Genomic DNA, 25,991 nt, shown 5'->3' on the forward strand with positions numbered 1-25,991 from the left:
ATCCCGATAGCTGTCCATCTTTGAGGAATTGGTTGCGATCGCGCAGGTTCGTAGTAGGCACTAAAGTGCCTTAAACGAGACGAATACTGACAACAAAGATTAAAATTAAATGAATCGGTTTCACTCCTAAGATTTCCGTTTAAACTGACATAACATTGAATAATGGTGCGTTACGCTTCGCTAACCGTTAAAGTGACTCTCGATTCGATTAATTTTTTGTAACCAAATATTAAGTCAAGGATTCACAACATCAACCGCTAAGAGAACAGGCGTAACTGTCGGAGCGGGTTTAGCCGAACATTCCCTGAGGTTAACCCGCAATTTTGGGGCAAACTAACCCTGACCTATTCTCAAAAAAATGTGCCAGAATTTTAGGCATATTTGTGAAAATCAGGTTAGCAAAATGTGCAACTCCTCCGTTGGTAAGTTACCTGGATTATTCTCTTTAGGGAGAATAATTTCTCTGGGCATGGTTACGCTTCACTCCATGTCTCCAGTTCAGGCGCAATCGATTACCCAGGCTGAGGATGGTACGGGTACTGTGGTAACAATTAATGGGAATCAGTACGATATTTTTGGGGGTTCTTTATCGGGGGATGGGGCAAACCTGTTTCATAGTTTGCAGGAGTTTGAACTTTCTGCCAATGAGATTGCTAATTTTCTCTCTACACCAAATATTCAAAATATTTTAGGGCGTGTGGTGGGCGGGAATGCTTCAATGATTGATGGGTTGATTCAGGTGACGGGGGGGAATGCTAATTTATTTTTAATCAATCCGGCGGGAATCGTGTTTGGTGTGAATTCTCGGTTAAATGTGATGGGGGATTTCACCGCAACTACGGCGACGGGAATTGGGTTTGAGGATAATGGTTGGTTTAATGCTTTTGGGGATAATAACTACGAAACGTTAATTGGGAATCCTAGTCAGTTTGCCTTTGATTTGGCGCAGTCGGGCAGTATTGTTAATGAGGGGAATTTGGCAGTAGGTGAAGGTCAGACTTTAACCTTACTAGGGGGGAGTGTAACGAATCAGGGAGAACTCACCGCACCAGGGGGTAATATTAATATTGCGGCTGTAGCCGGAGAGAATTTAGTCCGGGTGAGTCAACCGGGACATTTGTTGAGTTTGGAGTTTGTCCCACCCCAGGATGGTGAGGGAGGGGTGATCCCGGTTCAGCCCTTGGATTTAGCCGTGTTGTTGACGGGGACTGAGGGACAAGTGAATAATCAGGGGCAAGTTTCTGTGGATAGTCCTGATGCCGGAGAGGTTAATCTGGCAGGAACTGTAGTGTATAACCAGGGACAAATTACGGCGGATGGGGAGAATGGCGGGCGTATCCAGATTGAAACGAAGAATTTGTTGGATAGTGGGATTCTTAGTGCCAGTGGGAGTGATGGTCAGGGTGGGGAAATTCAGATTGATTATACAGGGACGCTGATTCAGACGGCGAGTGCTTTGACTTCGGCGACGGGGACTCATCAGGGGGGAGAGATTGGGGTTTATGGGGGAGAGGAGACTCAATTAACTACCTCTGGTAGGTTTGATGCCACAGGAGAGGTGGGCGGTTCTGTGCATCTGTTTGGTCAAGATGTGCGGCTGTTAGCGGCAGATGTGGATGTAAGTGGTAATAGCGGGGGTGGGGAGATTTTAGTTGGGGGTGACTTTCAGGGAAATCCCCTGAATCTGGGGCAAGGGGGGATGGTTAATGCCCAAAATACACTGATTAATCATGCCACTATTCTCAGGGCAGATGCGCTAACTGAGGGAAATGCGGGTAAAGTGATTGCTTGGTCAGACCAACTCACCCAATTTGCGGGTACGATTCAGGCGCGGGGGGGTGCAGTTATGGGTGATGGTGGGTTTGTGGAAGTGTCGGGGAAAGAGACACTGGCGATGGCAGGTGTGGTGGAAGCGGGGGCGGTGAATGGAGAAGCCGGGACGCTGTTGCTTGACCCGAAAAATATTGTGATTGATGATGATGTCGATGGCATAGAATTCCCGCAGTTGTTTGATTTGGTTGACCCCAATGAAGGGGGTGGGACGGGGTTTGGGCAGAATATTGTGCCGTTGAGTACGGGGAATGTGGTGGTGACTAAGCCGGGGGATAACTTTGCCGCAGAGAATGCGGGGGCGGTTTATCTTTATAACGGTGAGACAGGGGCGCTGATTAGCACATTGACGGGTTCTCAAAACTTTGACTACGTGGGCGTCGATGACGAATTCCCTGGCTCTGGCGTCGTCGCCCTGACCAACGGCAATTATGTGGTTCGCAGCCACAGTTGGAACAACGGCGAGGTACGTGATGCTGGAGCCGTCACCTGGGGGGATGGCAACACCGGGATTAGCGGAGCGGTCAGCCAGGACAATAGTTTGGTTGGCTCTCAAGCATTTGACCGAGTGGGCGACAATCGCGTCGTCGCCCTGACCAACGGCAATTATGTGGTTCTCAGCCCCGACTGGAACAACGGCGGGGTAAGTGATGCTGGAGCCGTCACCTGGGGGGATGGCAGCACCGGGATTAGCGGAGCGGTCAGCCAGGACAATAGTTTGGTTGGCTCTCAAGCAGGTGACGAAGTGGGCAACTTTGGCAGCGTCGTCGCCCTGACCAACGGCAATTATGTCGTCAGCAGCCCCGACTGGGACAACGGCGGGGTAAGTGATGCTGGAGCCGTCACCTGGGGGAATGGCAGCACCGGGATTAGCGGAGCGGTCAGCCAGGAAAATAGTTTGGTTGGCTCTCAAGCAGATGACCGAGTGGGTATCTCTGTGAGTACCTCTGGAGTGGGCAGTAATGGCGTCGTCGCCCTGACCAACGGCAATTATGTGGTCAGCAGCAACTTGTGGAATAACGGCGGGGTAAGTAATGCTGGAGCCGTCACTTGGGGGAATGGCAGCACCGGGATAACCGGAGAGGTCAGCCAGGACAATAGTTTGGTTGGCTCTCAAGCATTTGACCGAGTGGGCAGTAATGGCGTCGTCGCCCTGACCAACGGCAATTATGTGGTCAGCAGCAACTTGTGGAATAACGGCGGGGTAAGTAATGCGGGAGCCGTCACCTGGGGGGATGGCAGCACCGGGATAACCGGAGAGGTCAGCCAGGACAATAGTTTGTTTGGGACTCAAGCCGATGACTTTGTGGGCAACTTTGGCAGCGTCGTCGCCCTGACCAACGGCAATTATGTGGTTCGCAGCCCCGACTGGGACAAGGGCGAGGTAGGTAATGCGGGAGCCGTCACCTGGGGGAATGGCAGCACCGGGATAACCGGAGAGGTCAGCCAGGACAATAGTTTGGTTGGCTCTCAAGCATTTGACCGAGTGGGCAACTTTGGCGTCGTCGCCCTGACCAACGGCAATTATGTGGTCCGCAGCTCCAACTGGGATAACGGCGGGGTAAATGATGCGGGAGCCGTCACCTGGGGGAATGGCACCACAGGGACAACTCTGGATGGCATCAATACTATCAATCCCCAGAACAGCATTGTGGGTCGCACAGCCAACGCCAATCTAACTACAGTAGTTGAAGATCCCATAAATGAACATTTTTTAGTCAGCTTTTTAGGCGAAGGCAGCGGTCGAGTAACCGTTGCACCAACCAATCCCACTCCCCTAACCATTCCCAGTTTAAATCCAGACCAGTTCCAATTTAGGACTGACCCCAGCGCCACGGTTACACTCACCCCCAGCACTTTACAGCAAACCCTGAGTGCAGGTACAGATGTCGTCCTCCAAGCCAATAATGACATTACTGTAAACCGTGCCATTACCAGCACCAATCCCAATGGCAATGGTGGTGACCTGACCATGCAGGCAGGGCGCAGCATTCTCGTCAATGCAGATATCTTCACCGATAATGGCAATTTCACTCTGATTAGCAACGAAACCACTGCCAATGGAGTTGTCAATGCTCATCGTGACCCAGGTCAAGCCGTCATCTCCATCGCCCCTGGAATCTCACTCAATTCTGGCACAGGGGATACAACCTTAATTCTCGGTACAGGTGATGGGTTAACGAATAATGCCAGTGGCGATATCACAGCCAGTACTATCACAGGTGGAAATATTACTCTGATCAATAACCGGGGTGGGATTAATACGAGTACCGGAACGCTTCGTGCTGAAAGTAATGGAACTGGTGGCACGATTACCCTCGATGCGGTTGGTAATATCATCACCAACGACATCAACACCAATAGCACGCTCAATAACGGTGGAACGATTCACCTCACCAGCAACAGTGAAATTACCACAGGCACTCTCAATGCTATCGGTAATCAAAATGGGGGCAATATTCTTCTTGATGCGGCGAGAACTATCATCACCAACGACATCAACACCAATAGCACACGCAATAATGGTGGAACGATTCGCCTCACCAGCAACAGTGAAATTACCACAGGCACTCTCAATGCTATCGGTAATCAAAACGGTGGAACTATCACCCTCACAGCCACAGATAACATCTCTACCGATAACATCTCAACAACCAGCAGCAACGGCACTGGCGGTACTATCAACCTGGATAGCGACAACGATATCACAACCGCTATTCTTGATGCCTCTGGAAACACCAGTGGCGGTACTATTACCCTCCAATCTGCTGGTCAAATTAATACTAATGGCATCATTGCTAGCAGTGAAAACGGTCAGGGGGGAACCATTAATCTGAATAGCGACAGCGATATTATTACGACAGCCATTCTCAACGTTTCTGGAAATACCAATGGCGGCAACATCACTTTCGATGCAGCAGGTAATATCACCACGGACACTATTTTATTCGGTAGCGAAAATGGTCAAGGTGGAACAATTAACTTCAATAGCAACGGCAACATCACCACAGCCATTCTCAACGGTTTAAGCAATACCAATGGTGGTGATATCAATCTTCAATCTACGGGCAAAATTACCACCCAAGACCTTCTCACCAATGGCGTTAACGGTGACGGTGGTGACATACACCTTACCAGTGGTAATGAGATAATCACAGGCGCTCTCAATGCTTTAAGTAACGGCGCAGGCGGTAATATCACCCTCAATGGGGCTAGCCATATTACCACCCAAACCATCATCGCCAGCGGTGCCAATGGAAATGGTGGCACAATTGACATTGATAGCGGTGGTTCCATTACTATCCTCAACGACACCTTCACTAATCAAGGCGGTATAGTCTCTTTTTCCAGTAATGGTAATGGCGGTGATATTACCCTCAATGCTTCCACCAGCATCAATACAGGTTCCCTACCCCTATCCTCCACATCAGCGATTAGCAATGGGGGTAAAATTACCCTCAACTCAGATAATGGCGATATTACCGTCGCAGGCATTAACACTGAAGGCGGCATTGCTGGCACAGGTGGCGCTGTCGATATCACCACCCCCCGCTTCTTCCGCGCCACTGACTCTTTCGCCAATCTCAATGGCACAACCGCCAGCATTTCCACAGGCGGCGTCACCGCAGGGGGTACAATTACGATTCGTCATGGCGGCGCCGGCGTCACTCCCTTTATTGTTGGTGATGCCAGTACCAATGGTACAGCCGGGGCAATTACCACAGGCAATACCTTACCCGAACAAACGATTTCCCCTACAGCCGAATTTCCCTACACTCACACCCAAGACGGCATTCAAATTATCTCCGTCCCCGCACCCGGTTCTAACTCAGAACCCCCCATCCCACCTTCTCCCCCATCGGGTTCAGAACGCCCCTCTGATTCCCCTGGCGACGCCCAAACCGATTTAGCTTTTCTCGTAGGCGATATTGTCGGTGCCCAAACCTCAGTCAACCAAGATCCCCTCACCGGGGAATCTAGCTTTGTTTGGAATATTCCCGGTACAGGAAACCTAGACACGGGACGCATCAACATCCCCAACCTACTGGCTCAAAACCTCAATGATGCCATCCCCGCCATTGATGACCTGTTTGAAGGAGAATACGAAGACTATTTAGGTGAAGACATCGCCAACGAAGAAGCTAGCGTCGAAACCATTCGCAATACCCTAAACACCATCACCACTGAAACCGGAACCCACCCAGTTATCGTCTACGCCGTTTCCCTACCCGACCAACTGGAACTGATTATGATCGTTCCCGACGGTACTCCCATCCGCAAAACCATTCCCGCCGCTAATGCCAAAACTCTGAAACAGACTCTAGACGAATTCCGCCGCACGGTCACCAATGTCCTACGCCCCACTGCCTATTTAAGACCCGGGCAACAACTCTATAATTGGATGATTGCTCCCCTAGAACCTGATCTAGAAGCCCTAGGTATCGACACCCTCATTTTTTCCATGGACGCGGGTTTACGCACCATCCCCATGGCGGCGTTACACGACGGGGAGAAGTTTTTGATTGAAAAATACGCCATTGGTTCTATCCCCAGTGTCAGCCTGACCAATACCCGCTACAATCCGATTAAAGATGCCCCAGTCCTGGCAATGGGCGCTTCTGAATTCACTGACCAAAGACCCTTACCTGCTGTCCCCATTGAACTGGAAACGATTACCCAAAAAGTCTGGTCAGGGGAAGCTTATCTCAATGACCAATTCACCCTCAATAATCTGCAAACTCAGCGCCAACAAAAGCCTTGGCAAATTATCCACCTTGCCAGTCATGCTGATTTCCAAGACGGAGACCCCAGCAATTCTTATATTCAGCTTTGGGACACGAAACTACAATTAGACCAAATGCGGCAACTGGGTTGGCATGAGAAGCCCCAAGTAGACCTATTAGTTTTAAGCGCCTGTCGTACCGCTTTTGGCAGTTTAGAAGCTGAGTTAGGCTTTGCCGGATTAGCGGTGAAGGCTGGGGTCAAGTCGGCCTTAGCCAGTCTCTGGTATGTCAGTGATGGCGGTTCATTAGCGCTAATGAGCGAATTTTACCACCAATTGGGTCAACCGGATGTAACGATTAAAGCCGAAGCACTCCGACGCGCCCAACTTGCCCTGCTGCGAGGGGAGGTGCGTGTGGAATCAGGAGAGTTGCGTGGGTTGGGGGTAGGGGAAAATCGTCCTGTTGTATCGGGATCGTCCGACAATCAAAACTTTTCTCATCCTTATTATTGGGCAGCGTTTACGATGATTGGTAGTCCTTGGTAAAGAGCAGGGGGAGCTTTTTTGCTGGTGGTGCGATCGCGAAACCACTGACAGTTCCACCCTAACTACGGGATGGAAATCATCCCAGCCATACCACAGGGATATTCTCATGTCCGGTTGCATCTCATCGGCGGCTCTATCCCATAACGATAACTTTTCGATTTATCCGTTGAGTTTTAAATTAATCAAGATAATCGGACTGAGGGCTTCAGTCGGAAATTCCTGGCAAAGCTTGACTTCACGTTGGTTTTGGTTGTAGTATAGCAAAATTGAATCTTGTATGATGGCTCTTTTATAGTCATTTTTCCAAGAGAAACCCATCAAACCCTTAAATTAACGTCAATTTTTTTCCTTAATTGGCAAAAATTGAGAAAATACAAACGTGTTTCAATCCCCAATTTCATCAACTTACTCAGGGGCGGATTTGACAAAAAAACCGTTTGATGCATCTAATGCTCAAACAAGCATCAGAAATGAGGGAGTTTCACGTCACTTTTGATCAAGTCGTGAACTATCGCTGTCACGCTAATAATCAACCAAGGATGATAACAGGCTCGCCCCTTACTACGAACTCAATCACTTTCCTGACAGCTTAACCAAACCAATTCCGCCAAAGTAAAGACCGATGACAGCACCAGCGAGTAAGCTTTGAGTCAGAGGATCAGTAGAGGGAGTTAACACAGCGCCTAAAACCACGGCACCCAAAATAACAACCCGCCAACCAGAAAGCATTTGTGAGGATGAGACAATTCCTAAATTTCCCAACAGAATCTGAATAATTGGCACTTGAAAGGCTATCCCTGTGCTGAACATGAGTAGCAGCACAAATTCAAAATACCGTTCAATTGACCAAGCTTGCTCAACGACATCAGCACCGTAACTAATAAAGAATTTCAGCGCGGCTGGAATTAAAGCGATGTAGGAAAATGCCAACCCCACGAAAAACAGAACACTAGATCCTAAAACCACAGGTGCAATCAAGCGTCGTTCGCGGCGAGTCAGCCCAGGTAAGACAAACTGAATAGTTTGGTACAGAATGAAAGGAGTCGCAACCAGCAAACCACTGTAACCCGCCACTTTCAGGGAAACAAAGAAGTATTCACCGGGAGCTAATTGCAAAAACTTAACGCCTCTAGCGGGGATTTCCAATAACTGGACAATGTATTTAACCGCCACAAAGCAGCCAGTAGCACCAACGGCGACAGCAAGCAGCGAATAGAAAATTCGCCGCCGCAACTCTTCTAAATGATCGAACAGCGACATTTCGGCATCATTGGGAAGTTCGTCGAGGTAGTTGGTTTCACTCGTGTCAGCAGGTTGCTGGGGTAAAGTTTCTACGTCAGGCGTCATCAGTTTGTCGAGTTGGTTGGTTTTGTTAACTATTGTACCGATTTCTAGGTTTCATTCCATTTTGATATTTAATTGAAATTTACTGGTCTTTGACAAATGACTAAGGACAAATACCAAATTCACTCAGACGCTGTTCTAGCTCTTTGAGCAATGTATCTACATCTTTACCCACTTGCTCAAAACAGAGGGGGGGTGGGGATTCGGGTTCAAAATGAATTAATTTAATTTGGTCATTGCCAATCCCAATCATTAAAACTTCTTTATCCGGTTGGTGAGCATTCACAATACCTATCATTTCCTGAAGATAGTTATCAACCTTTTGATTCAGTTTTTCCAGCGCCGCTTTGGGACAATAGACAAAGTGGGGTTGGGGTTTCAGGTCAATTCCCAACGTTTCGTCGCTTTCGCCCTTCTCCAGAAAGAGTCCCCATGACAGCGCCGCCAGTTCCTTACTATGTTCTTTGGCAAACTTATTTAGCTTAACTTTCCACTGATCCTCTGGCTTATTCGGCTGAGGTTTACTGAACATGATCATGGTTTACAATTCCCAATGACGTAGCTTGCTTCTCAAGGACAGCGAGTATGACCAATGACGAATGACTTATTTAACCCCAGACTGAACTTGCCAGAGCATCGCATAAATTGCTTGTTGCTCCAGTAATTGTTCATGGGTGCCTTGTTCAACTAATTTACCCTTTTCCATAACATAAATACAATCGGCATTGCGTACTGTAGACAGGCGATGAGCGATCGCGATCGTTGTCCGGTTTTGGGTAATCTTCTCTAGCGATCGCTGAATGGCGGCTTCTGTCTCGTTATCTACGGCGGAGGTGGCTTCATCGAGGATCAGCACGGGGGGATTTTTTAAGATAGCACGGGCAATTGCTAATCGCTGCTGCTGTCCACCGGATAACTTTTGTCCTCTCTCCCCAATAATTGTGTCGTATCCTTGGGGGAGTTGGCAGATAAATTCATGGGCTTCAGCAATTTCTGCGGCTTCCGTTACCTCAGATAACGTGACATCAAAACTACCATAAGTAATATTTTCCCGCACAGTGCCATGAAACAGAAACACATCCTGACTGACTAAACCAATGGCGCGGCGTAAATCAGCTAACTGAAGCTGGCGCAGGTCAATACCATCGAGGGTTATGGTTCCTTCCTGGACTTCATAGAGTCTCAATAATAACTTGACGAGGGTACTTTTCCCCGAACCCGTCGCACCGACAATGGCAATGGTTTTTCCCGCCGAAATATGAAGGGAAAGATTTTCTATCACAGGATGGCGTCCCTGATAGGAAAAAGTAATATTTTTTAACGCCAACTCACCCCGCACCTGAGTTACTGGCAAAGAAATCTCGCCCGAATGCATAGTAATCGGTGTATCTAACAGATTCATCACCCTGGCTGTAGACGCCATCGCTCGTTGATAGAGATCGAGGGTTTGTCCCAGTCGGGTGAGGGGCCACAGCAAGCGCTGAGTGAGAAATACTAACACGCTATAAGTACCGACGGCTAATCTCCCAGCTACCGCTTCCATACCCCCATAGAGGAGAATTCCGACAAAGCCCAATAAAATGAGGATACGAATCAACGGCACAAATGCCGCAGATAGTGCGATCGCACGACGGTTACTTTGGCTATAGGCTTGGCTTTGGGCGCTGATCCTCTGGATTTCATAAGCTTCCGCCGTAAAGCTTTTAATTGTAGTTATTCCTGTCAGATTATTTGCCAATTGCCCATTGAGTAAACTCACCTTTTCCCGCACATCAGCATAACGGGGAGCAAGGCGGCGCTGGAAGGTGATGGAACCCCAGAGAATAAAGGGCATGGGTAGAAGTGCCATCCAAGCCACACCAGGTGCCAGAATCAAGAAGGTGGCGCCAATAATCACAACGGTTGTGGATACCTGGAGAATTTCATTGGCGCCAACATCAAGAAAGCGTTCCAGTTGGTTGATATCGTCGTTGAGAATAGACATCAACCTGCCCGTACTCCTATCCTCAAAATAAGCTAAGTCGAGGGATTGTAAGTGAGCATAAGCATCTAAGCGCAAGTCATGCTGAATCGTCTGTGCTAGATTACGCCAGAGTCGGTTGTAGGCATATTCAAAGATGGATTCTAATCCCCAGATGATCAGGCTAAGCAACGCCAGAATCAACAGTTGAGTGAAGATGTCGGTGACGCCGAGTTGGGCGATGAGGGAATCCTCTTGTTGGACAACTACATCCACCGCCGCACCAATTAACGCAGGTGGCGCTAAGTCAAAGATTTTATTCAGAACCGAACACGCGATCGCCTGCCAGATTTGGGTGCGATAGTTATGACCGTAGGCGAATAGACGCTTGAGAGGGGACACTGATTTGGACAGAGGCTTCCTGATTTGGGAGTGCTTCTTTTCTTTTGAACTGGACACGCAGATTACCCTGACTGGACAAAAAGCTGATTCAACTGATATTTTGCACTATAAGGTTAAACGCTCTTTCAGCAAAGGAGAACCTATTAACACAATTGGATAATAGAGAATGCCCTGTTCCCCGTTAAGAGTTCCCTATTCCCTGTTGCCTATTTTCTTAAAATCCGTTTTCATCCCCCGCTTAAAAGACGGGGGCTTTCAACTTCGATCTCCGTAAGATGAGTATATTCACTCAACCGGGTTATGTGAAGCTTGTATGAAGCTCAGTCTCACACAGACTTCGGCAACCTCCCATAACCTCGTGTTTTGTTCCAACTGAATTATGATATTTCGGTAAAGATGACGGGTAAACCATACCAACTCCCGAAAGGGGTGGCATGATGATTGGTAGGAATCAGGGCATCACCAGTAAGCTATAGGCGATCGCTTCCTTACCCTAAATCACAATTTTTTTGACCACTAAGGGTATTACGAGCAAGCAATGATGATTACTAACGCCAACACCCCGATTATTCCTCCCCGGATTGATTATTGCCTCACCGCGACTGAGCAAGGATGGCAACTGACGGCTTGGGAACCCGCTATTGTTGGAGGAAATAGAGTTAAGCCCTATCTATGGAAGTTTAATTCAGAACTCCAAACCCTACAGGAAGCACATCGGGCGCTTCAGCTCATTCTAGGTGAGGAATAGTTTTTTATTATCCAATCGGCTTTGTGCGACTGTCTGAGTGAGTATTAAGCTCATCTGTTTTGAGTTTATGAGCCTAAATGACTGTGATAGACTGATTTGGCTAGATTTGAGGAAGACAGGTTTCAGCTTGTCCTATAGTAAACTTTATTTAGGTTTGATTTCTAGCTCTTTATATCCCGTCGTTTCATCTATTGTTCGCAGAAAAATTAAATTATCGCTGACGCCTATAATAATTTCAGCCGTCGTATAGATAATGCATCCCTCTAGGAGATGCCCCCCGATTGTTTTCCCTTTTTTATCCGACAGGGCAATGTGTAAATGGATACCATGGATAGACAGAGTGCCAACGAAGGAAACAATCTCGAAATGTTCCTTGAAGGCTTGAGCATAATTTTGACCCGAAAAGCGCAGGGTGGCTTGTTGTAGGCTGCCCACAGCTGTAATCATAAACCCAGCTTCAATCTGGTGCTGTGCGACGAAATGCCTTAAGCTTGTCATTAAATCATCATTGGGTTTTAAGCGAAGCGCAAAAATTTGCATGGTGTATGATTAGGGCGGCGGCGCTAATTTCAAGTCAGATATATGAGAGTTGTAATTACCACCTTTGTGGTATTATTTAGCCTAATAGAATTGTCTCAGTGGATGAGTCATTTTACCTTGCCCATGCCAGTATTAATTTTGGCAGGAGCGTTACTCGCGATCGCATCTAACTACGGTAAATCTCCCGGTTGGTTTGTCTCTCTACAATCCAGGCAATTCCCGGCTAATCAAACTCAGGCTCCATCTGTGGAGAGTGCCAATCCAGCATCCAACTCGACGGCACTTAATCCATCGTCATCCACACTAATGCCTAAACTGCATCGCTCGATTTCCTTTACGATTCCTCGCCGTTCATCCGGGGATGGGTAAATGGGGAGAGGTAAGTTTAACCTAATATCTAGCCATACCTAGCCATGTCTACTCAAATTGCCCCTATCCCAATGTGGTGTTAGATATAGCCTTACCAAGGCAGATTAGCGCCCCATATTCCGTTTCATTTGATCTAACTCCTCATCGGTTTCCCAGCGCTGAAACTGAGACTCCAACGGATCTACACCTGATCCAATGTTGTAGTTTGAATTCTGGTTCCAAGCTGATGTCTGCCACTGAGATTGAGTTTGGGCTTGAGCGCGGGCGGCTTCTGCTTCTCTTGCCTTGGTATGCACTTCATTACGACGGGTTTGAATCTGACGCTGTAATGCTTTAGTCTGAGCAATTCTCTGTTTAACCCCTTCCATCTTGCCCCAGAGTTGATTACCTTGATGTAAAAGAGCGGCTTCTCGCTGTTGAGCGGCTTGGGCTAAATCAAGTCTGCCTTTCGATTGAGCCTTACTCACTCGTTCATGCCAACGCTGAATTTCTTGGGCAACTCCTAATATTTCGTCCTGGAGGCGCTTTTGCTGAAGTTGCAAATCAGCAATCAGTTTCAACGTGTCTTCTTCTTGCTCCCGCAACTGCTCTTCGAGTGCCTGTAACTCTAGATGGGGATTGTTGCGGAGAAATTCATCCAGGCGATTTTCCAGAAAGCGATTGAGATCCTCAAATAAACCCACGTCAGACTCCTAATACCCGTGCGCCTCGCTAACATACTATCTCATCCTTATAAGTACGGACACAATAAAAGTTGACTTTTGAGGTGAGATTGGGGAACAGGGGACAAGAACAAGAGATCGAAATGAACTCACAAGTCACTCTATCGGTAGGCATAAATTTGCAACTTGCCCATAAGTTTCACCCCTTGGGGAGATGATTTTCAGCCTTTAGACAACGATTCTGGCATAAGGACTAGGATGATCTGCCAAGAAACAGGCAATGGTATTCCAGTCATCGTTAACACAACCGAAACAACGAGGAAGAAGATTATGGTTGAGAGTGTGGGACTAGTATTAGGACTCACGAGTTGGGCAGCTTGGATAGCACAGATACCGATAGAGCCGCGACTCGAGACCGTCGAAGATGCTGCACTCATCTTTGACGGACCCCAATTTTTTACCACATTAGTCGCTGGTGTAGTCTTAGCGTTTGCTTTCCAGATGCTATTAACGAATCTGGGTGTCGCGTTGGGAATTTCCTTTGCTGGAGGCGGAGACTCATCATCGTCTTCGTCTGATCATAAGTCATCAGAGACTATGCAGGGGACGATTCGCAAGATTGGTATGGCATTAGGGTTAGGAACATTAATTAGCGTTACCCTAGCACTATTTTTTGCCTGTCTATTTGCCGTAGAATTAAGCTTGCTGGAGAGTCCCGGCTTGGGTGCGATCGTCGGGTTGGTGATTTGGGCAACTTACTTTTCGTTACTGGTTTGGGTGAGTTCGACAACGGTTGGTTCTTTAATCGGCTCAGTAATTAGTACTGCTACCTCTGGTTTTCAAGCCATTTTAGGCACCGCCACAGCCGTAATGGGGGGTAATGCAGTCAGAAAAGAAATGGTGCACACTGCAGAAGCAGCGGCGGCGGCGGTACGTCGAGAACTGGGTTCTGCCATTGACCCAGAGACGATTCGCGAGAACCTAGAAGATTATATGCAGTCTATACGACCTCCAGAACTGAATCTGCAAAAGATTCGGACGGAATTAGAAGACTTACTCAATGACCCAAATTTACAAGAGATTGCTGGTAGTGAAAGCCTGCGTGATATTAATCGGCAGACATTTATTGAATTAGTTAGCAGCCGCAGCGATTTAGCCCCACGGGATGTGAATCGGATTGTTGACCAACTCGAAAACGTCTGGAAGAAAACGGTGAATCGGCTGCCTTCTTCTCAAGATGCTATGGCAGAATTTAGGGAGTATCTTCAGTCTGCCACGCCGGATCAGCTCGTTAGCGGTGAGTTTACCCAAAAGCTAGATGATTTGATAGCAGAACTCCGCAAGCGCCGCAAAGCCCAAAATCCAGGACCTCTGGCTCAGGCTGCATCCACAGGTTTGCATAGTCTGATTGGATTGGTGATGGGACGCACGGATCTGTCAGACTTTGATGTTGAGAAAATTGTTGGTCAGCTTAAAAGCGTCGGAAGCCAAGTCACTGAACAGGTTGATAAAGTTTCCGCTCAAATCAGTGGTAGTAGTAAGGATGAAGTTTACAGTACCGTGCGAGCAGATGTGGAAAATTACCTGCTCAATAAATATTCTTGGCAAATGCAGCAACCGACGCTGGATCGGGAATTCCGAGATGTGCTATATGATCCAGAAGCTGACCCAGCAACCGTGGTGCAGGAATTAGAGCAGCTAAATCGGTCAGATTTTGCTGACTTGTTGAGACAGCGGGGTGTTTTTACAGAAGAACGGATCAGAGAAATTTCTACCTGGTTGGATATTATTCGCTTAGAAGCATTATCTGTGGCGATCGCAGCCAGAGAACGCGCCGAGGCGATCGCACGGTTAGCCGCCATGGAGCAATATCTCCTATCCGCGCCGAAAGAAGCAATCACTCCTGAGAACATTCAACTGAATATCAGGGATATTCTCGGCGATCCGGACGCCGATTACGAACACCTAAGCAATCGTCTGGCTCAGTTTGACCGTCCCTTATTTGAGCGGTTGGTCGAGAAACGCCAAGATTTAACGCCTATTGAACAGGAAGCCGTAATCGTTGAGCTGGAAAAAGCCCGCGATCGCGTGTTGGATACAGCCAGAGAAACCCAAGAGGCGCTTAAGGCAAAAGTTGAAGCTCAGTGGCTGAAAGTTCAGTCTATATTGAGTAACACGGGTAAAGATCAACTGAATCCTCAAGCCATTGAACAGGAACTCAAATTACTCTTGGATGAACCCCAGGTGGGATGGCTACTGCTGCGTAAACGCGCCGAACGCTTTGACCGGGATACGTTGGTACAACTGTTAAGTCAGCGTCAAGATTTGAGTGAAACGCAAATTAACCAAGTTCTCGATCAGGTTGAGGGTACCTGGACTCGTGTTCGCCGCATCCCCCAAAAAATGGTGGATACAACTAAAGAGCAATACGATAAAACCATGTCGGCGATCGCTCAGTATCTGCGGAACACCGGGAAGCCAGAACTCAATCCAGACGGGATTCAGCGTGATTTAACCAAACTGCTGGATAATCCACAGCTTGGAGTCCGTTTAATCACAAATCGGTTAGCTTCAATGGATCGCGATACCCTGGTACAGTTACTCGCCCAACGGGATGATCTGAGTGAACAAGAGGTTAATCAGATCATTGATCAAGTTCTTTCCACCGTTCGCGGCGTAGTCAAATCCCCCCGACGCTGGGCGCTACGGACTCAGGAAACTGTACAAGATTTTCAAGCAGCATTTGCTGATTATCTGCGTTCTACGGGCAAAGAGGAACTCAATCCCGAAGCAATTAAGCGGGATGTGCAATTGCTGCTGAATGAACCCGGTGCTGGAATGTCAAGTCTGCAAGAACGCTTGTCCCACTTTGATCGCTCGACGCTGGTGGCGCTGTTATCCCAACGGGAGGATATTTCAGAAGAAGATGTGAATCGAATTGTCGATCAAATTGTGAATGTGCGTGACCAAGCGATCACCCAAATCCGAACGGTGCAACATCGCATCCAGTCGGTTATTGATGGTATTTTTGAGCGCATTCGCAACTACTTCAATAATTTAGAGCGTCCTGAGCTGAATTATGATGGCATCAAGCGAGATATCCAGACGTTATTTGATGACCCAGAAGCTGGGTTTGATGCACTGCGCGATCGCTTGTCTCACTTTGATCGGGATACCCTAGTCGCTATTATCAGTTCCCGTGATGATATCTCCGAAGCCGATGCTAATCGGATGATTGACCAGATCGAGCAGGTTCGCACTCGTTTGCTACAACGGGCAGAACGTATCCAAAAACAAGCTCAAATGCGTCTAGAACAGGTTAAGTATCAAGCACAACGCCAAGCCGAAGAAACTCGCAAAGCCGCTGCGATAGCTGCTTGGTGGCTGTTTGCTACGGCGCTGGTTTCGGCGTTGGCTTCCGCAGGTGCAGGGGCTATAGGTGTTGCTTAAAGATGTAGAGACGTTGCATGCAACGTCTCTACATCAGGGCGCGTCTCCAGGGATTCCCCTGTATCCCTGTTTCCTTCATTTTGTATCTATCTTTGGATAGAAAAGTAATTTATGACTGTAGAATGAAGTCTATTTTTGCATAAGTTGGTAACGTTAGCTGTAGAGTACGGAGAAAATGATAGTTATGGATATGATCAACTTATTAATGGTCATCACTGCCTTTGCGATCGCGAGTTTTGTTCTTGTTCTTGCTAAGCCGAATCGCCTGTTCCGCTCAGCTATGATGCTGCTGGGTGTTGTCATCTTTACATTTAATAGTGCTTTTCCTGCCTTAGCTGCACCCCCTCAAGCTGCTGTTGATTCCGCTCAAAATTCTCAACAACAGCAACAAGAAAGGGAGAAGTTGACAACCTCCGCCGTGGGCAGTCAGTATCAAGGAGTTGAATATGTTGAATCGAGCAAAGGTGGAAACGAACTGAGTGATTCCCAGATTCAAGATAAGATTAAGTCCGATATTTCCGAGAACCTAGTCGCTGGCGTTGCTAGTGGTGCGGTTCGTCTCAGCGGAACCGTTAAAGACCAAGCAACGGCTCGTAAAATCGTTGAGAAGATTAAAGACATTCCTGGTGTTCATGAGATTACCTTCGATTTAGCCCTCGAAGAACTCCCTTCTTAATTAATCAGAAATTAATAAATATTCCGTCAATATCAAACGGAGTTTTTCTTGCTTAAATTGGTCTTGTTCTTTTCCACAAGACCAATTTTTTATTAGATATAGCAGTAGACACATCGATTAGGACAAGTAGAGACGTTCCGGCGGAACGTCTCTACCCAATGATGTGTCTCCCTGACATCAACATCAGAGGCATTTAAAATCCCAATAAAAGATAGGTTTCATTTTCTTGTTGAGTAACGGTTTGTCTCCAGCTCATTTCCGGGGAGACATCTTCAAATAGGAGAAATAACTGATTATCAACATTCATGCTATAGATATCAATATACTCCGGTCGCTGAGGATTATGGGAACGAGCTACACCTTCGATCCTAAAATCTTCTGTTTTTCCTGCCAAAACAGCCAATAATATATCGTCTAAACCAATTAACTCTGGAAAACTAACACTGACTGACTTGCCAATAGTTAATTTTTCGGGAAAATCACAAAACCTTTGAGCCTGCTCAGAAATCTCTCGAATCGTTAAATCTGGATTGAGGATTAAATACTCCATCTGACGCATTGCCACAAACCGTTCCAGAATAGGATTGAGGGTTGATGACGAAGTTTGAAGTTCAGATAGCTCCTTCAGACGATACCCGAACCCATACACAGTTTCAATAATGTCACCTGCACCCGCTTTGTTAAGCTTGCGTCGTAATCCTTTAACATGTGCCTTAACCGTTTCCCGGTTTGGTGGCTCTCCGAGGGGCCAAAGTTTTTCGATAATATAATCTTGACTAAATATCCGGGTTGGAGATGACATCAACAAATATAAAAGACTGTATTCTTTGGGAGATAGACGCAAGGGCTGTCCCTGACAAGTCACTTCACAAGTACTAGGAGCTAATTCCAACTTTCCCCATTGCAAAGTTGGGGTGCTAGCCTCTCGGTTACGTCTGAGTAATGCCCGGATTCTAGCCGCTAACCCTTCAACCGGACAGGGTTTAATAATATAATCATCAGCGCCCGCATCTAACCCCGCCACCATATCTTGAGTCGCTACTGATGCACTTAATAAAACAATCGGACTGGTATTTCCGGCTTGTCTTAAACGGCGACAAAGGCTAATACTATTCAGATGAGGCAAATTAATATCAAGCAGAATCAGATCATAGTTATAGGCTAAAGCATTATCCAAACCTGTCTCACCGTCATCTGCCAGATCAACAACATAGTTTTGTTGAATTAACCCTGCCATAATAGTTTTGGCTAAGGTTGGATTATCCTCAACAAATAAAAGTTTCATTGTCTTCCCCCTTTGAATAATAGATGATCCTGAATCTTCCCTTGATACCCCCCCTAGTTCTGATGGAGGAAAATCCTCCCCTACCTGAACCTCAGCGTTCCCGACATCGTTTTGGACAATTTTTCAGGAGACACAGAGATGGGGCATAGGAAGAAAATCTATCAACAGACAGAAGACATTCTGTCCACTGAGACTCCTATTCTGACTCACAGCAAAAGAGTATGGTAAAAAAAACAAGGGATTGTAATAGATGTTAAACACAGAGCCTGCTGATTCTATGTCGTTGTCGATGAGTTCCCAAGAGCGTAACCTGCTCAAGCACCTAGTTGACTACTCCCCTATCCAGTCTCTCCCAGAAATTTGGTCGATTGCGGCGCAGCGATTTGGACAAATCATTGCCCTGAGAGATCCCCATGCCCAACCCGAGGTGATCCTAACGTACACCCAGTTGGTGCGCCAGATTCAACAATTCGCGGCGGGGTTACAAACCCTGTTCGATAATCCAGTAATCAAACAGGAACAAGACTCCTCGGATCTTCCTCCCCGTGTCGCCTTGATTGCCGATAACAGCCCCCGTTGGCTGATTGCCGATCAGGGGATTATGACGGCTGGGGCGGCAAATGTGGTTCGCAGCGCCCAAGCTGATCCTGATGAACTGCGGTATATCTTAGAACACAGTGGCAGTATTGCTTTAGTTGTCGAAGATACTAAAACACTAACTAAACTCAGACCTTATCTTGACGATTTGCAGATTCAGTTTGTGATCCTACTCTCCGATGAAGATCCACCTGCTGAAGACAAGCTCAAGGTGCTTAATTTCTCTGAGGTGATGAGTCTGGGGTCAAAAACAACCCTACAACCGGTTCAGGCAACTCGTCAAACCCTCGCGACCTTAATGTACACCTCCGGCACCACAGGTAAACCCAAGGGGGTAATGTTAAGTCATGGAAACCTGCTGCATCAAGTCACCACCTTTGGTATCGTCCTCCAACCCAAAGGAGGCGATCGCGTATTGAGTATTTTACCGACTTGGCATGTCTACGAACGCACCGTAGAATACTTCCTCCTATCCCAAGGCTGTACCCAAATTTACACCACCATTCGCCATGTCAAAGCCGATCTCAAAGCCTTTAAACCCATCTACATGATCGGTGTTCCTCGGCTGTGGGAATCCATTTATGAGGGGGTGCAAAAGCAATTTCGTGAGCAACCGCCGAACAAGCAAAAATTAGTTTTTACCTTACTCGATATCAGTCAGCGCTATATTAAGGCGCGGCGAATCGCTCAAGGGTTAGACCTGAACCAGCTGAATACTGGTCCTTTAGAACGTATCAGCGCCAGCATCCAAGCCTCACTCCTGTTACCCGCCCATAAATTAGCCGACAAACTAATTTATCAAACTGTGCGGGCGGCAACCGGGGGTCAAATCAAAACCATTATAAGTGGTGGGGGTTCCCTGGCAATGCATTTAGAAAACTTCTTTGAAATTGCTGGGATTGAGATTCTTGTGGGATATGGACTCACCGAAACCTCTCCAGTCACCAACGTCCGCCGGATGGAACGGAATCTGCGCCGTTCATCCGGATTACCCATGCCTGGAACCCAGATTCGCATTGTTGATCTCGAAACCCACAAACCCCTACCTCCAGGCAAACGGGGGTTGGTTTTGGTGAAAGGACCCCAAGTGATGCAAGGGTACTATAAAAACCCAGAGGCGACAGCAAAAGCCATTGACCCCCAAGGATGGTTTGATACCGGAGATTTGGGATGGGTGACTCCCAACAATGATTTAGTCTTGACAGGACGGGCAAAAGATACCATCGTATTGACCAACGGCGAAAATATTGAGCCGCAACCGATTGAAGATGCCTGTCTGCGAAGTCCTTATATTGAACAGATTATGCTAGTGGGTCAAGATCAGCGATCGCTCGGTGCGTTAATTGTGCCGAACCTAGAAGCCCTGCAACAGTGGGCAGCCGCTGAAAATGTTACCCTAAACTTGCCCAACTCCGATACACAGGAGAACAGTGAGTCGTTCCGGACGACTATTGAACTCAAAAGTAAAGAGGTGCAGAACCTATTCCGGCAAGAATTGAACCGGGAAGTAAAAAATCGACCAGGTTATCGCCCTGATGATCGGATTGGTCAATTCGTGCTGATTTTAGAACCCTTTTCCATAGAAAACGGCATGATGACTCAAACACTGAAAATCCGGCGACCCGTTGTTACTCAACGATATCACGATATCATTAACGGGATGTTCGCCTGATTGATGGGAAATAGGGTGAAAGAGTCTGCTGGCAAGTTGCCTGTTGATCTTAATCCTCATGCCCCAAACTTTGGGTTATGCTATTACCCGGATTAACCCATATCCTTTTAACGTTTCAGACCTACCGAGAAAGAGCTATATGACTACAGAAGAATCTAAATCAAATCTACTCTTGAAGCGACCGGTTAATATTAAAGCCATTGTCACACCCCGTTGGAAGGAGGAGGTGCAACAACAACTTCAGGGACAAATTAACCAACTTGACTCTCAACTTCAACAGTTAGACATGCAGGGGCAACGGGCGATCGCGGAAATCCAAAAGCAAAGTGTGCAACCTCCAGGTCCTCAAGTCAAGCAGCAAATCGACAGTATTCAACTACAGGTCAATCAAAAGAAAAGTGAGCTACTAGAACAGAAAAACCAGCAACTCCAGCAACTCCAACAGGTACAGATGCTCGAACTTGACCAAGAAGTCAATCAAGGTCAAATCGAAAGCTTCTTCCGCGTTGAAGCCGGAGATAACCTGGTTCGCAAAATGCAGGTCGAAATTCTCCTGCGAGATGGCGTAGTCGAAGAAATTCGCGGCGATATCTAAACTTGTGAGGCAAGTAGGAGTGGGTGTGATGGAATGGTGTTTTGCTATTGATGATAACCTTACCTCCAACCCGCCCTGATTGGAGAGACGCGCCATGGCGCGTCTCTACATTGGGTATCTTGCTATCCTGAAAGAAGTTGCCCTACTATGGCTAATCTGCCCATTCAACGATGAGTGACCAACCGACCCGCTTATGTATTCTCGGTGGAGGCTTTGGGGGGCTTTATACTGCCCTGCGCTTAAGCCAACTCCCTTGGGACAAATTACAGCAGCCAGAAATTATACTCGTTGATCAAAGCGATCGCTTCGTATTTATGCCCCTGCTGTATGAACTCCTGACAGGTGAACTGCAAACCTGGGAAATTGCCCCACCCTTTGAGGAACTCCTGGCAAATACAGGGGTACGCTTTACCCAAGCCACGGTGATGGGTATTGATAGTGAGCAACAGCAGGTACAATTGCAGGATGGCGTAGAATTTTCTTACGATCGCCTGGTCTTATCCTTAGGCGGAGTTACACCTCTGGAGAGCGTTCCCGGCGTCGCTGAACATGCTATTTCTTTCCGGGCGATCGCAGATGCTTATCGTTTAGAAGAACGGTTGCGAATTCTGGAAGAATCCCACAGGGAAAAAATTCGTGTCGCGGTTGTGGGTGGTGGATACAGTGGGGTAGAACTCGCCTGCAAACTCGCTGAACGCTTAGGAGAACGAGGACGCCTCCGGTTAATTGAACAGGGTGAGATGATTCTGAAAACCTCTCCCGAATTCAACCGTGAAGCTGCACGGAAGGCTTTAAATGAGCGAGATGTGTGGATTGACCTAGAAACATCGGTAGACTCGATCAGCGCTGACACAATTTCTCTGCTGTACAAAGGACAGGTGGATACAATTCCTGTAGATATCGTACTATGGGCAGTGGGCACCACAGTAGCGCCGTTGGTGCGATCGCTCCCCTTTAAACAAAACCACCGGGGTCAGCTGATGATCACCCCAACCCTGCAAGTGGTTGATCATCCAGAACTTTATGCTCTAGGGGATCTCGCTGATTGTCGAGACGCCACAGGTCAACAAGTTCCCAACACCGCTCAATCAGCCTTCCAGCAAGCCGATTACGCCGCTTGGAATATCTGGGCATCCCTGACTGGGCGTCCCTTACTTCCCTTCCGCTACCAGCATTTAGGCGAAATGATGACATTAGGGACAGACAACGCGACACTGACCGGGTTAGGATTAAAACTTGATGGGGTCTTCGCCCACGTAGCACGGCGTCTTGCCTATCTTTATCGTATGCCCACCCTAGACCATCAGGTTAAAGTTGGTTTAAATTGGATTGCACAACCTTTATTAAATCTTCTCAAAGATGAGGGATAAGGAAGTTTTGACCTTTCACTTAGGAAAGAGGAAACCCGGTTGTGAATTTTGAATATGTAGGGGCGGGTTTTACTACTATCGTTTTTTACCTCACCCAGATGCAACTAAACCCGCCCTGACAAATGACAAATGATAAATGACAAATAACAAATGACCAATCCAAAAGTCATTTTACTAGATGCCGTCGGTACATTATTTGGGGTGCGCGGGAGTGTGGGTCAGGTTTACAGCCGCGTAGCTCGTCAGTTTAACGTGAATGTACCACCCAAACTGGTTAATGATGCCTTTTTCCAAGCCTTTGCTGCGGCTGATCCCTTAGTTTTTCCAGACACAGACTCACAAGAGATTCCTCAGTGTGAATTTGAATGGTGGCGCGTGATTGCCCTTCGCACATTCCAAAAAGTCGGTGTTCTGGAACAGTTTGCCGACTTTACCGATTTTTTTGACCACCTTTACACCCACTTTGCCACAGCAGAACCGTGGTTTATTTATCCCGATGTGATCCCATCCCTGGAGGGGTGGCGGCGGGTTGGTATTCAACTGGGTGTTTTATCCAATTTTGATTCTCGCCTTTACTTAGTGCTAAAAGCCCTGAATCTGGATGAGTTTTTTAGTTCAATCACCATTTCGACAGAAGCGGAGGCGGCTAAACCTGATCCCAAAATTTTTACCCACGCTTTACATAAACATGGATGTGAACCTTCAGAAGCATGGCACATTGGTGATAGTTTGCGGGAGGATTATCAGGGGGCTAAAGCGGCGGGATTGAGAGCGATTTGGTTGGAGCGTTCCGAGGATATGGCGGAGATTTAATCGTTTTTGTGTCATTCGTCATTCATCATTCGTCAGGGCGGGTTTAGTCACATTTAGGTGACAAAAAATGTTAGTAGTCAAACCCGCCCCTACCAACCAGGTGTATATAGATCCCCGACTTCTTGGAGAAGTCGGGGATCTTGCGGAAGAAGACTATACCTCATCAACCACCAAATCTGCTGTAAATGCCGAACAGCTTATGCTGTAAATAAAGATATCAGCAATCAATCAAAAAGTGGGCAAATGCTACCTTACTCGCAATTGCCCACTAAAATCTTATAAAAATTGTTCTCATTCTATTGATAAGAAGTTAGAAATTAAGATTTCCGAGAATTTTTACGACGACGAGAGACTGCCATGGCGCCAGCAAACAGCCCTAACCCAGCTAGGGTAGCGGGTTCTGGAGTGGATTTTGGAACAATGGATTCCGCGATGATGACAAAGTCCTGATAGTCTCGGTCAGAGGCAGGAGTTCCAACAAGTTTATCCTCAAAAGCAATGATGAATTCATTGTCGCTAAATACACCCGGTTGACGTCCCGGCGCCTGTAGTACTGTTTGATCATTGCCCTGAAAAATGAGACTCTGAGCCGCGTTATTTGTGTTGAGCCGATCCTCGCTGAAGAAGGTTTCGCCTAGTGGATTTGTCAGGTAATAACCAAACATGTTGCCAAAATCTTCGTAGATTTGGAAGTTAGGATCAGCTACAGGTGGGAATTCAGGTGGGAATGCCAAAGTGCTAACACCGACGCTGTTATCAGCTAAGAAGAATACGCTGGCTGCATCTCCTGGGTCATTGTCTCCAATAAAGATCGGAACTCGGAAACTAGGGGTACCCGCTTTGTAGATACCGAATATGTTTTCAGGGGCAAAACCAGCGATCTCGAAAAGTAAAGTGTTTTCAGAAGCGCCACTAGACTGGTTCGTAAATAAATCGAACGGTTTCTGATCATTATCTACGTCAATCTTAGGATCGGATAATGTGATGCCATCCAAGAGTTGTTGGAGGGATATGCCATCATCAGAATCCGCAGCACCAGATACCGGAACGGGTCGATCATTCAAAGCCGCAGCGCTTTCGGTAAAGGTTGCGACTGACCCAAGAGCGAGTAGGGAAGCACCGACTGCAGATATTGCTAATTTATTTGGAGTAAACATATATGTATGTAAGCCTTACACTAGGTATTTGCTTTGTTAATGGACATACTAATCCCTACTCCCAGAGAAAAACAATAGCCTCTAGTCATTCTTCATGAAATCTTTACAGGAAAGAGGGGTTGTCTTCACACTAGCTTCATATTCCTTTGATATATCCTTGATGCTTTCCGTTCCATATAAGCCGCGAATCAACGAATGCATAAGGTTTTCAGACTATGAGGAGCAACGGTAAAATGAAGCTTTCAACTCTACGTCGCACTCGCATAAAGTTTAACGTCATCCACAATGGCAATGACCGATTCTCGAATTATTACCTATAGTCCCGCTTACACCCTGGTGCCTACATACGAATGCTTTAACCGTTGTAGCTATTGTAACTTTCGCGCAAATCCGGGTCAAAGTCCATGGTTGACTTTAACAGAGGCTGGTGAGCGCTTAACACAGCTTCAACCTCAGGGAATTTGTGAAATCCTCATCCTCAGTGGTGAGGTGCATCCCCACTCACCACGCCGTCAAGCTTGGTTCCAGCGAATTTATGATCTGTGTGAACTTGCCCTATCAATAGGATTTCTCCCCCATACTAATGTAGGACCGTTGCAGTTTGAGGAGATGCGATCGCTAAAATCGGTAAATGCATCAATGGGATTAATGCTGGAGGAGATAACACCCCAACTCCAGCAAACCGTTCACCGTCATGCACCCAGTAAGATACCACAGGTGCGGCTACAACAGCTTATTTGGGCGGGGGAATTGCAGATTCCATTTACTACAGGCTTATTGTTGGGTATTGGTGAGACACCCGTTGACTGGTGGGAAACCTTAGATGCGATCGCGCAGCTTCATCATCAGTATGGTCACATCCAAGAAGTTATCTTACAACCCCACAGTCCCGGTCATCAACAAAATTGGCAAGCCCCCGCCTTTGATCCGCAGCAGTTACCCCAAGTCATTGCTAAAGCACGTCAAATTTTACCCGCCGATATCACCCTGCAAATTCCGCCCAATTTAATCCTAGATGATCAATGGTTACTCGCCTGTTTAGCAGCAGGGGCGAGAGATTTGGGGGGAATTGGACCCAAAGACGAGGTAAATCCCGATTATCCCCATCCTCACATTCAGCGATTACAAAATATCGTCGAACCAGCCGGATGGCATCTATCACCACGCTTACCCGTTTACCCGCAGTATAATAACTGGTTGTCCCCACGACTACAACAAGCCGTTTTGAATTACCAATTCCCTATTTCTTAAC

At 47.2% G+C, this 25,991-nt stretch carries 18 protein-coding genes; 11 read left to right on the forward strand and 7 right to left on the reverse strand.

What is annotated here, in order from left to right:
* Positions 1-469: 469 nt before the first annotated feature.
* Positions 470-7,099 carry a CHAT domain-containing protein gene (locus RID09_RS08215; protein ID WP_446335460.1) on the forward strand — a complete coding sequence of 2,210 codons (6,630 nt, stop codon included), beginning with the start codon at positions 470-472 and terminating at the stop codon, positions 7,097-7,099.
* 573 nt (positions 7,100-7,672) lie between these two features.
* On the opposite strand, the gene tatC is transcribed toward RID09_RS08215, so the two are convergent.
* From tatC to RID09_RS08230, 3 genes are all read right to left on the reverse strand, one after another.
* Complete coding sequence (tatC, locus tag RID09_RS08220; RefSeq protein WP_446335461.1) at positions 7,673-8,446, reverse strand: twin-arginine translocase subunit TatC; 774 nt, start codon at positions 8,444-8,446, stop codon at positions 7,673-7,675.
* 100 nt (positions 8,447-8,546) lie between these two features.
* Complete coding sequence (gene ccmS, locus RID09_RS08225; RefSeq protein WP_446335462.1) at positions 8,547-8,981, reverse strand: beta-carboxysome assembly chaperone CcmS; 435 nt, start codon at positions 8,979-8,981, stop codon at positions 8,547-8,549.
* A 66-nt stretch (positions 8,982-9,047) separates the two neighbouring features.
* Positions 9,048-10,805: an ABC transporter ATP-binding protein gene (locus RID09_RS08230; RefSeq protein ID WP_446335463.1), complete on the reverse strand. Its 1,758-nt coding sequence runs from the start codon at positions 10,803-10,805 to the stop codon at positions 9,048-9,050.
* Between the two features lie 538 nt (positions 10,806-11,343).
* Between RID09_RS08230 and RID09_RS08235 the strand changes: the two genes are divergently transcribed.
* The gene (locus RID09_RS08235; RefSeq protein ID WP_446335464.1) at positions 11,344-11,553 is read left to right on the forward strand and encodes a hypothetical protein; all 210 of its coding nucleotides are present in this window, start codon (positions 11,344-11,346) and stop codon (positions 11,551-11,553) included.
* A 144-nt stretch (positions 11,554-11,697) separates the two neighbouring features.
* On the opposite strand, the gene RID09_RS08240 is transcribed toward RID09_RS08235, so the two are convergent.
* Positions 11,698-12,093, reverse strand: coding sequence for a PPC domain-containing DNA-binding protein (locus RID09_RS08240; RefSeq protein WP_446335465.1), 396 nt, complete (start codon positions 12,091-12,093; stop codon positions 11,698-11,700).
* Positions 12,094-12,135: 42 nt separating this feature from the next.
* Between RID09_RS08240 and RID09_RS08245 the strand changes: the two genes are divergently transcribed.
* Positions 12,136-12,462, forward strand: coding sequence for a hypothetical protein (locus tag RID09_RS08245; protein ID WP_446335466.1), 327 nt, complete (start codon positions 12,136-12,138; stop codon positions 12,460-12,462).
* Positions 12,463-12,566: 104 nt separating this feature from the next.
* On the opposite strand, the gene RID09_RS08250 is transcribed toward RID09_RS08245, so the two are convergent.
* Entirely contained in the window at positions 12,567-13,145 is a 579-nt protein-coding gene (locus RID09_RS08250) for a TIGR04376 family protein (RefSeq protein WP_446335467.1), read from the reverse strand.
* 309 nt (positions 13,146-13,454) lie between these two features.
* Between RID09_RS08250 and RID09_RS08255 the strand changes: the two genes are divergently transcribed.
* A complete protein-coding gene (locus tag RID09_RS08255; RefSeq protein ID WP_446335468.1) occupies positions 13,455-16,574 on the forward strand; it encodes an MFS transporter in 3,120 nt (1,039 codons plus the stop codon).
* A 184-nt stretch (positions 16,575-16,758) separates the two neighbouring features.
* The gene (locus RID09_RS08260; RefSeq protein ID WP_446335469.1) at positions 16,759-17,250 is read left to right on the forward strand and encodes a BON domain-containing protein; all 492 of its coding nucleotides are present in this window, start codon (positions 16,759-16,761) and stop codon (positions 17,248-17,250) included.
* A 193-nt stretch (positions 17,251-17,443) separates the two neighbouring features.
* Here the strand turns inward: RID09_RS08260 and RID09_RS08265 are convergent, their stop codons facing one another.
* On the reverse strand, positions 17,444-18,535 hold the full coding sequence (locus tag RID09_RS08265; RefSeq protein ID WP_446335470.1) for a response regulator transcription factor: 1,092 nt from the start codon (positions 18,533-18,535) through the stop codon (positions 17,444-17,446).
* 250 nt (positions 18,536-18,785) lie between these two features.
* Between RID09_RS08265 and RID09_RS08270 the strand changes: the two genes are divergently transcribed.
* From RID09_RS08270 to RID09_RS08290, 5 genes are all read left to right on the forward strand, one after another.
* On the forward strand, positions 18,786-20,804 hold the full coding sequence (locus tag RID09_RS08270; protein WP_446335471.1) for an AMP-dependent synthetase/ligase: 2,019 nt from the start codon (positions 18,786-18,788) through the stop codon (positions 20,802-20,804).
* A gap of 139 nt (positions 20,805-20,943) precedes the next feature.
* Entirely contained in the window at positions 20,944-21,399 is a 456-nt protein-coding gene (locus tag RID09_RS08275; RefSeq protein ID WP_446335472.1) for a YlqD family protein, read from the forward strand.
* A 170-nt stretch (positions 21,400-21,569) separates the two neighbouring features.
* Positions 21,570-22,769 (forward strand): NAD(P)/FAD-dependent oxidoreductase, encoded by a 1,200-nt coding sequence (locus RID09_RS08280; protein ID WP_446335473.1) that lies wholly within the window; start codon positions 21,570-21,572, stop codon positions 22,767-22,769.
* A 150-nt stretch (positions 22,770-22,919) separates the two neighbouring features.
* Positions 22,920-23,582: an HAD-IA family hydrolase gene (locus tag RID09_RS08285; protein ID WP_446335474.1), complete on the forward strand. Its 663-nt coding sequence runs from the start codon at positions 22,920-22,922 to the stop codon at positions 23,580-23,582.
* Positions 23,583-23,649: 67 nt separating this feature from the next.
* Positions 23,650-23,790 carry a hypothetical protein gene (locus RID09_RS08290; RefSeq protein ID WP_446335475.1) on the forward strand — a complete coding sequence of 47 codons (141 nt, stop codon included), beginning with the start codon at positions 23,650-23,652 and terminating at the stop codon, positions 23,788-23,790.
* A gap of 109 nt (positions 23,791-23,899) precedes the next feature.
* On the opposite strand, the gene RID09_RS08295 is transcribed toward RID09_RS08290, so the two are convergent.
* Entirely contained in the window at positions 23,900-24,739 is an 840-nt protein-coding gene (locus tag RID09_RS08295) for a PEP-CTERM sorting domain-containing protein (RefSeq protein WP_446335476.1), read from the reverse strand.
* Positions 24,740-25,024: 285 nt separating this feature from the next.
* Between RID09_RS08295 and cofG the strand changes: the two genes are divergently transcribed.
* Positions 25,025-25,990 carry a 7,8-didemethyl-8-hydroxy-5-deazariboflavin synthase subunit CofG gene (cofG, locus tag RID09_RS08300; RefSeq protein ID WP_446335477.1) on the forward strand — a complete coding sequence of 322 codons (966 nt, stop codon included), beginning with the start codon at positions 25,025-25,027 and terminating at the stop codon, positions 25,988-25,990.
* Position 25,991 lies beyond the last annotated feature (1 nt).

The organism is Coleofasciculus sp. G1-WW12-02, assembly GCF_040219735.1.
Taxonomy (GTDB): Bacteria; Cyanobacteriota; Cyanobacteriia; order Cyanobacteriales; family Coleofasciculaceae; genus Coleofasciculus.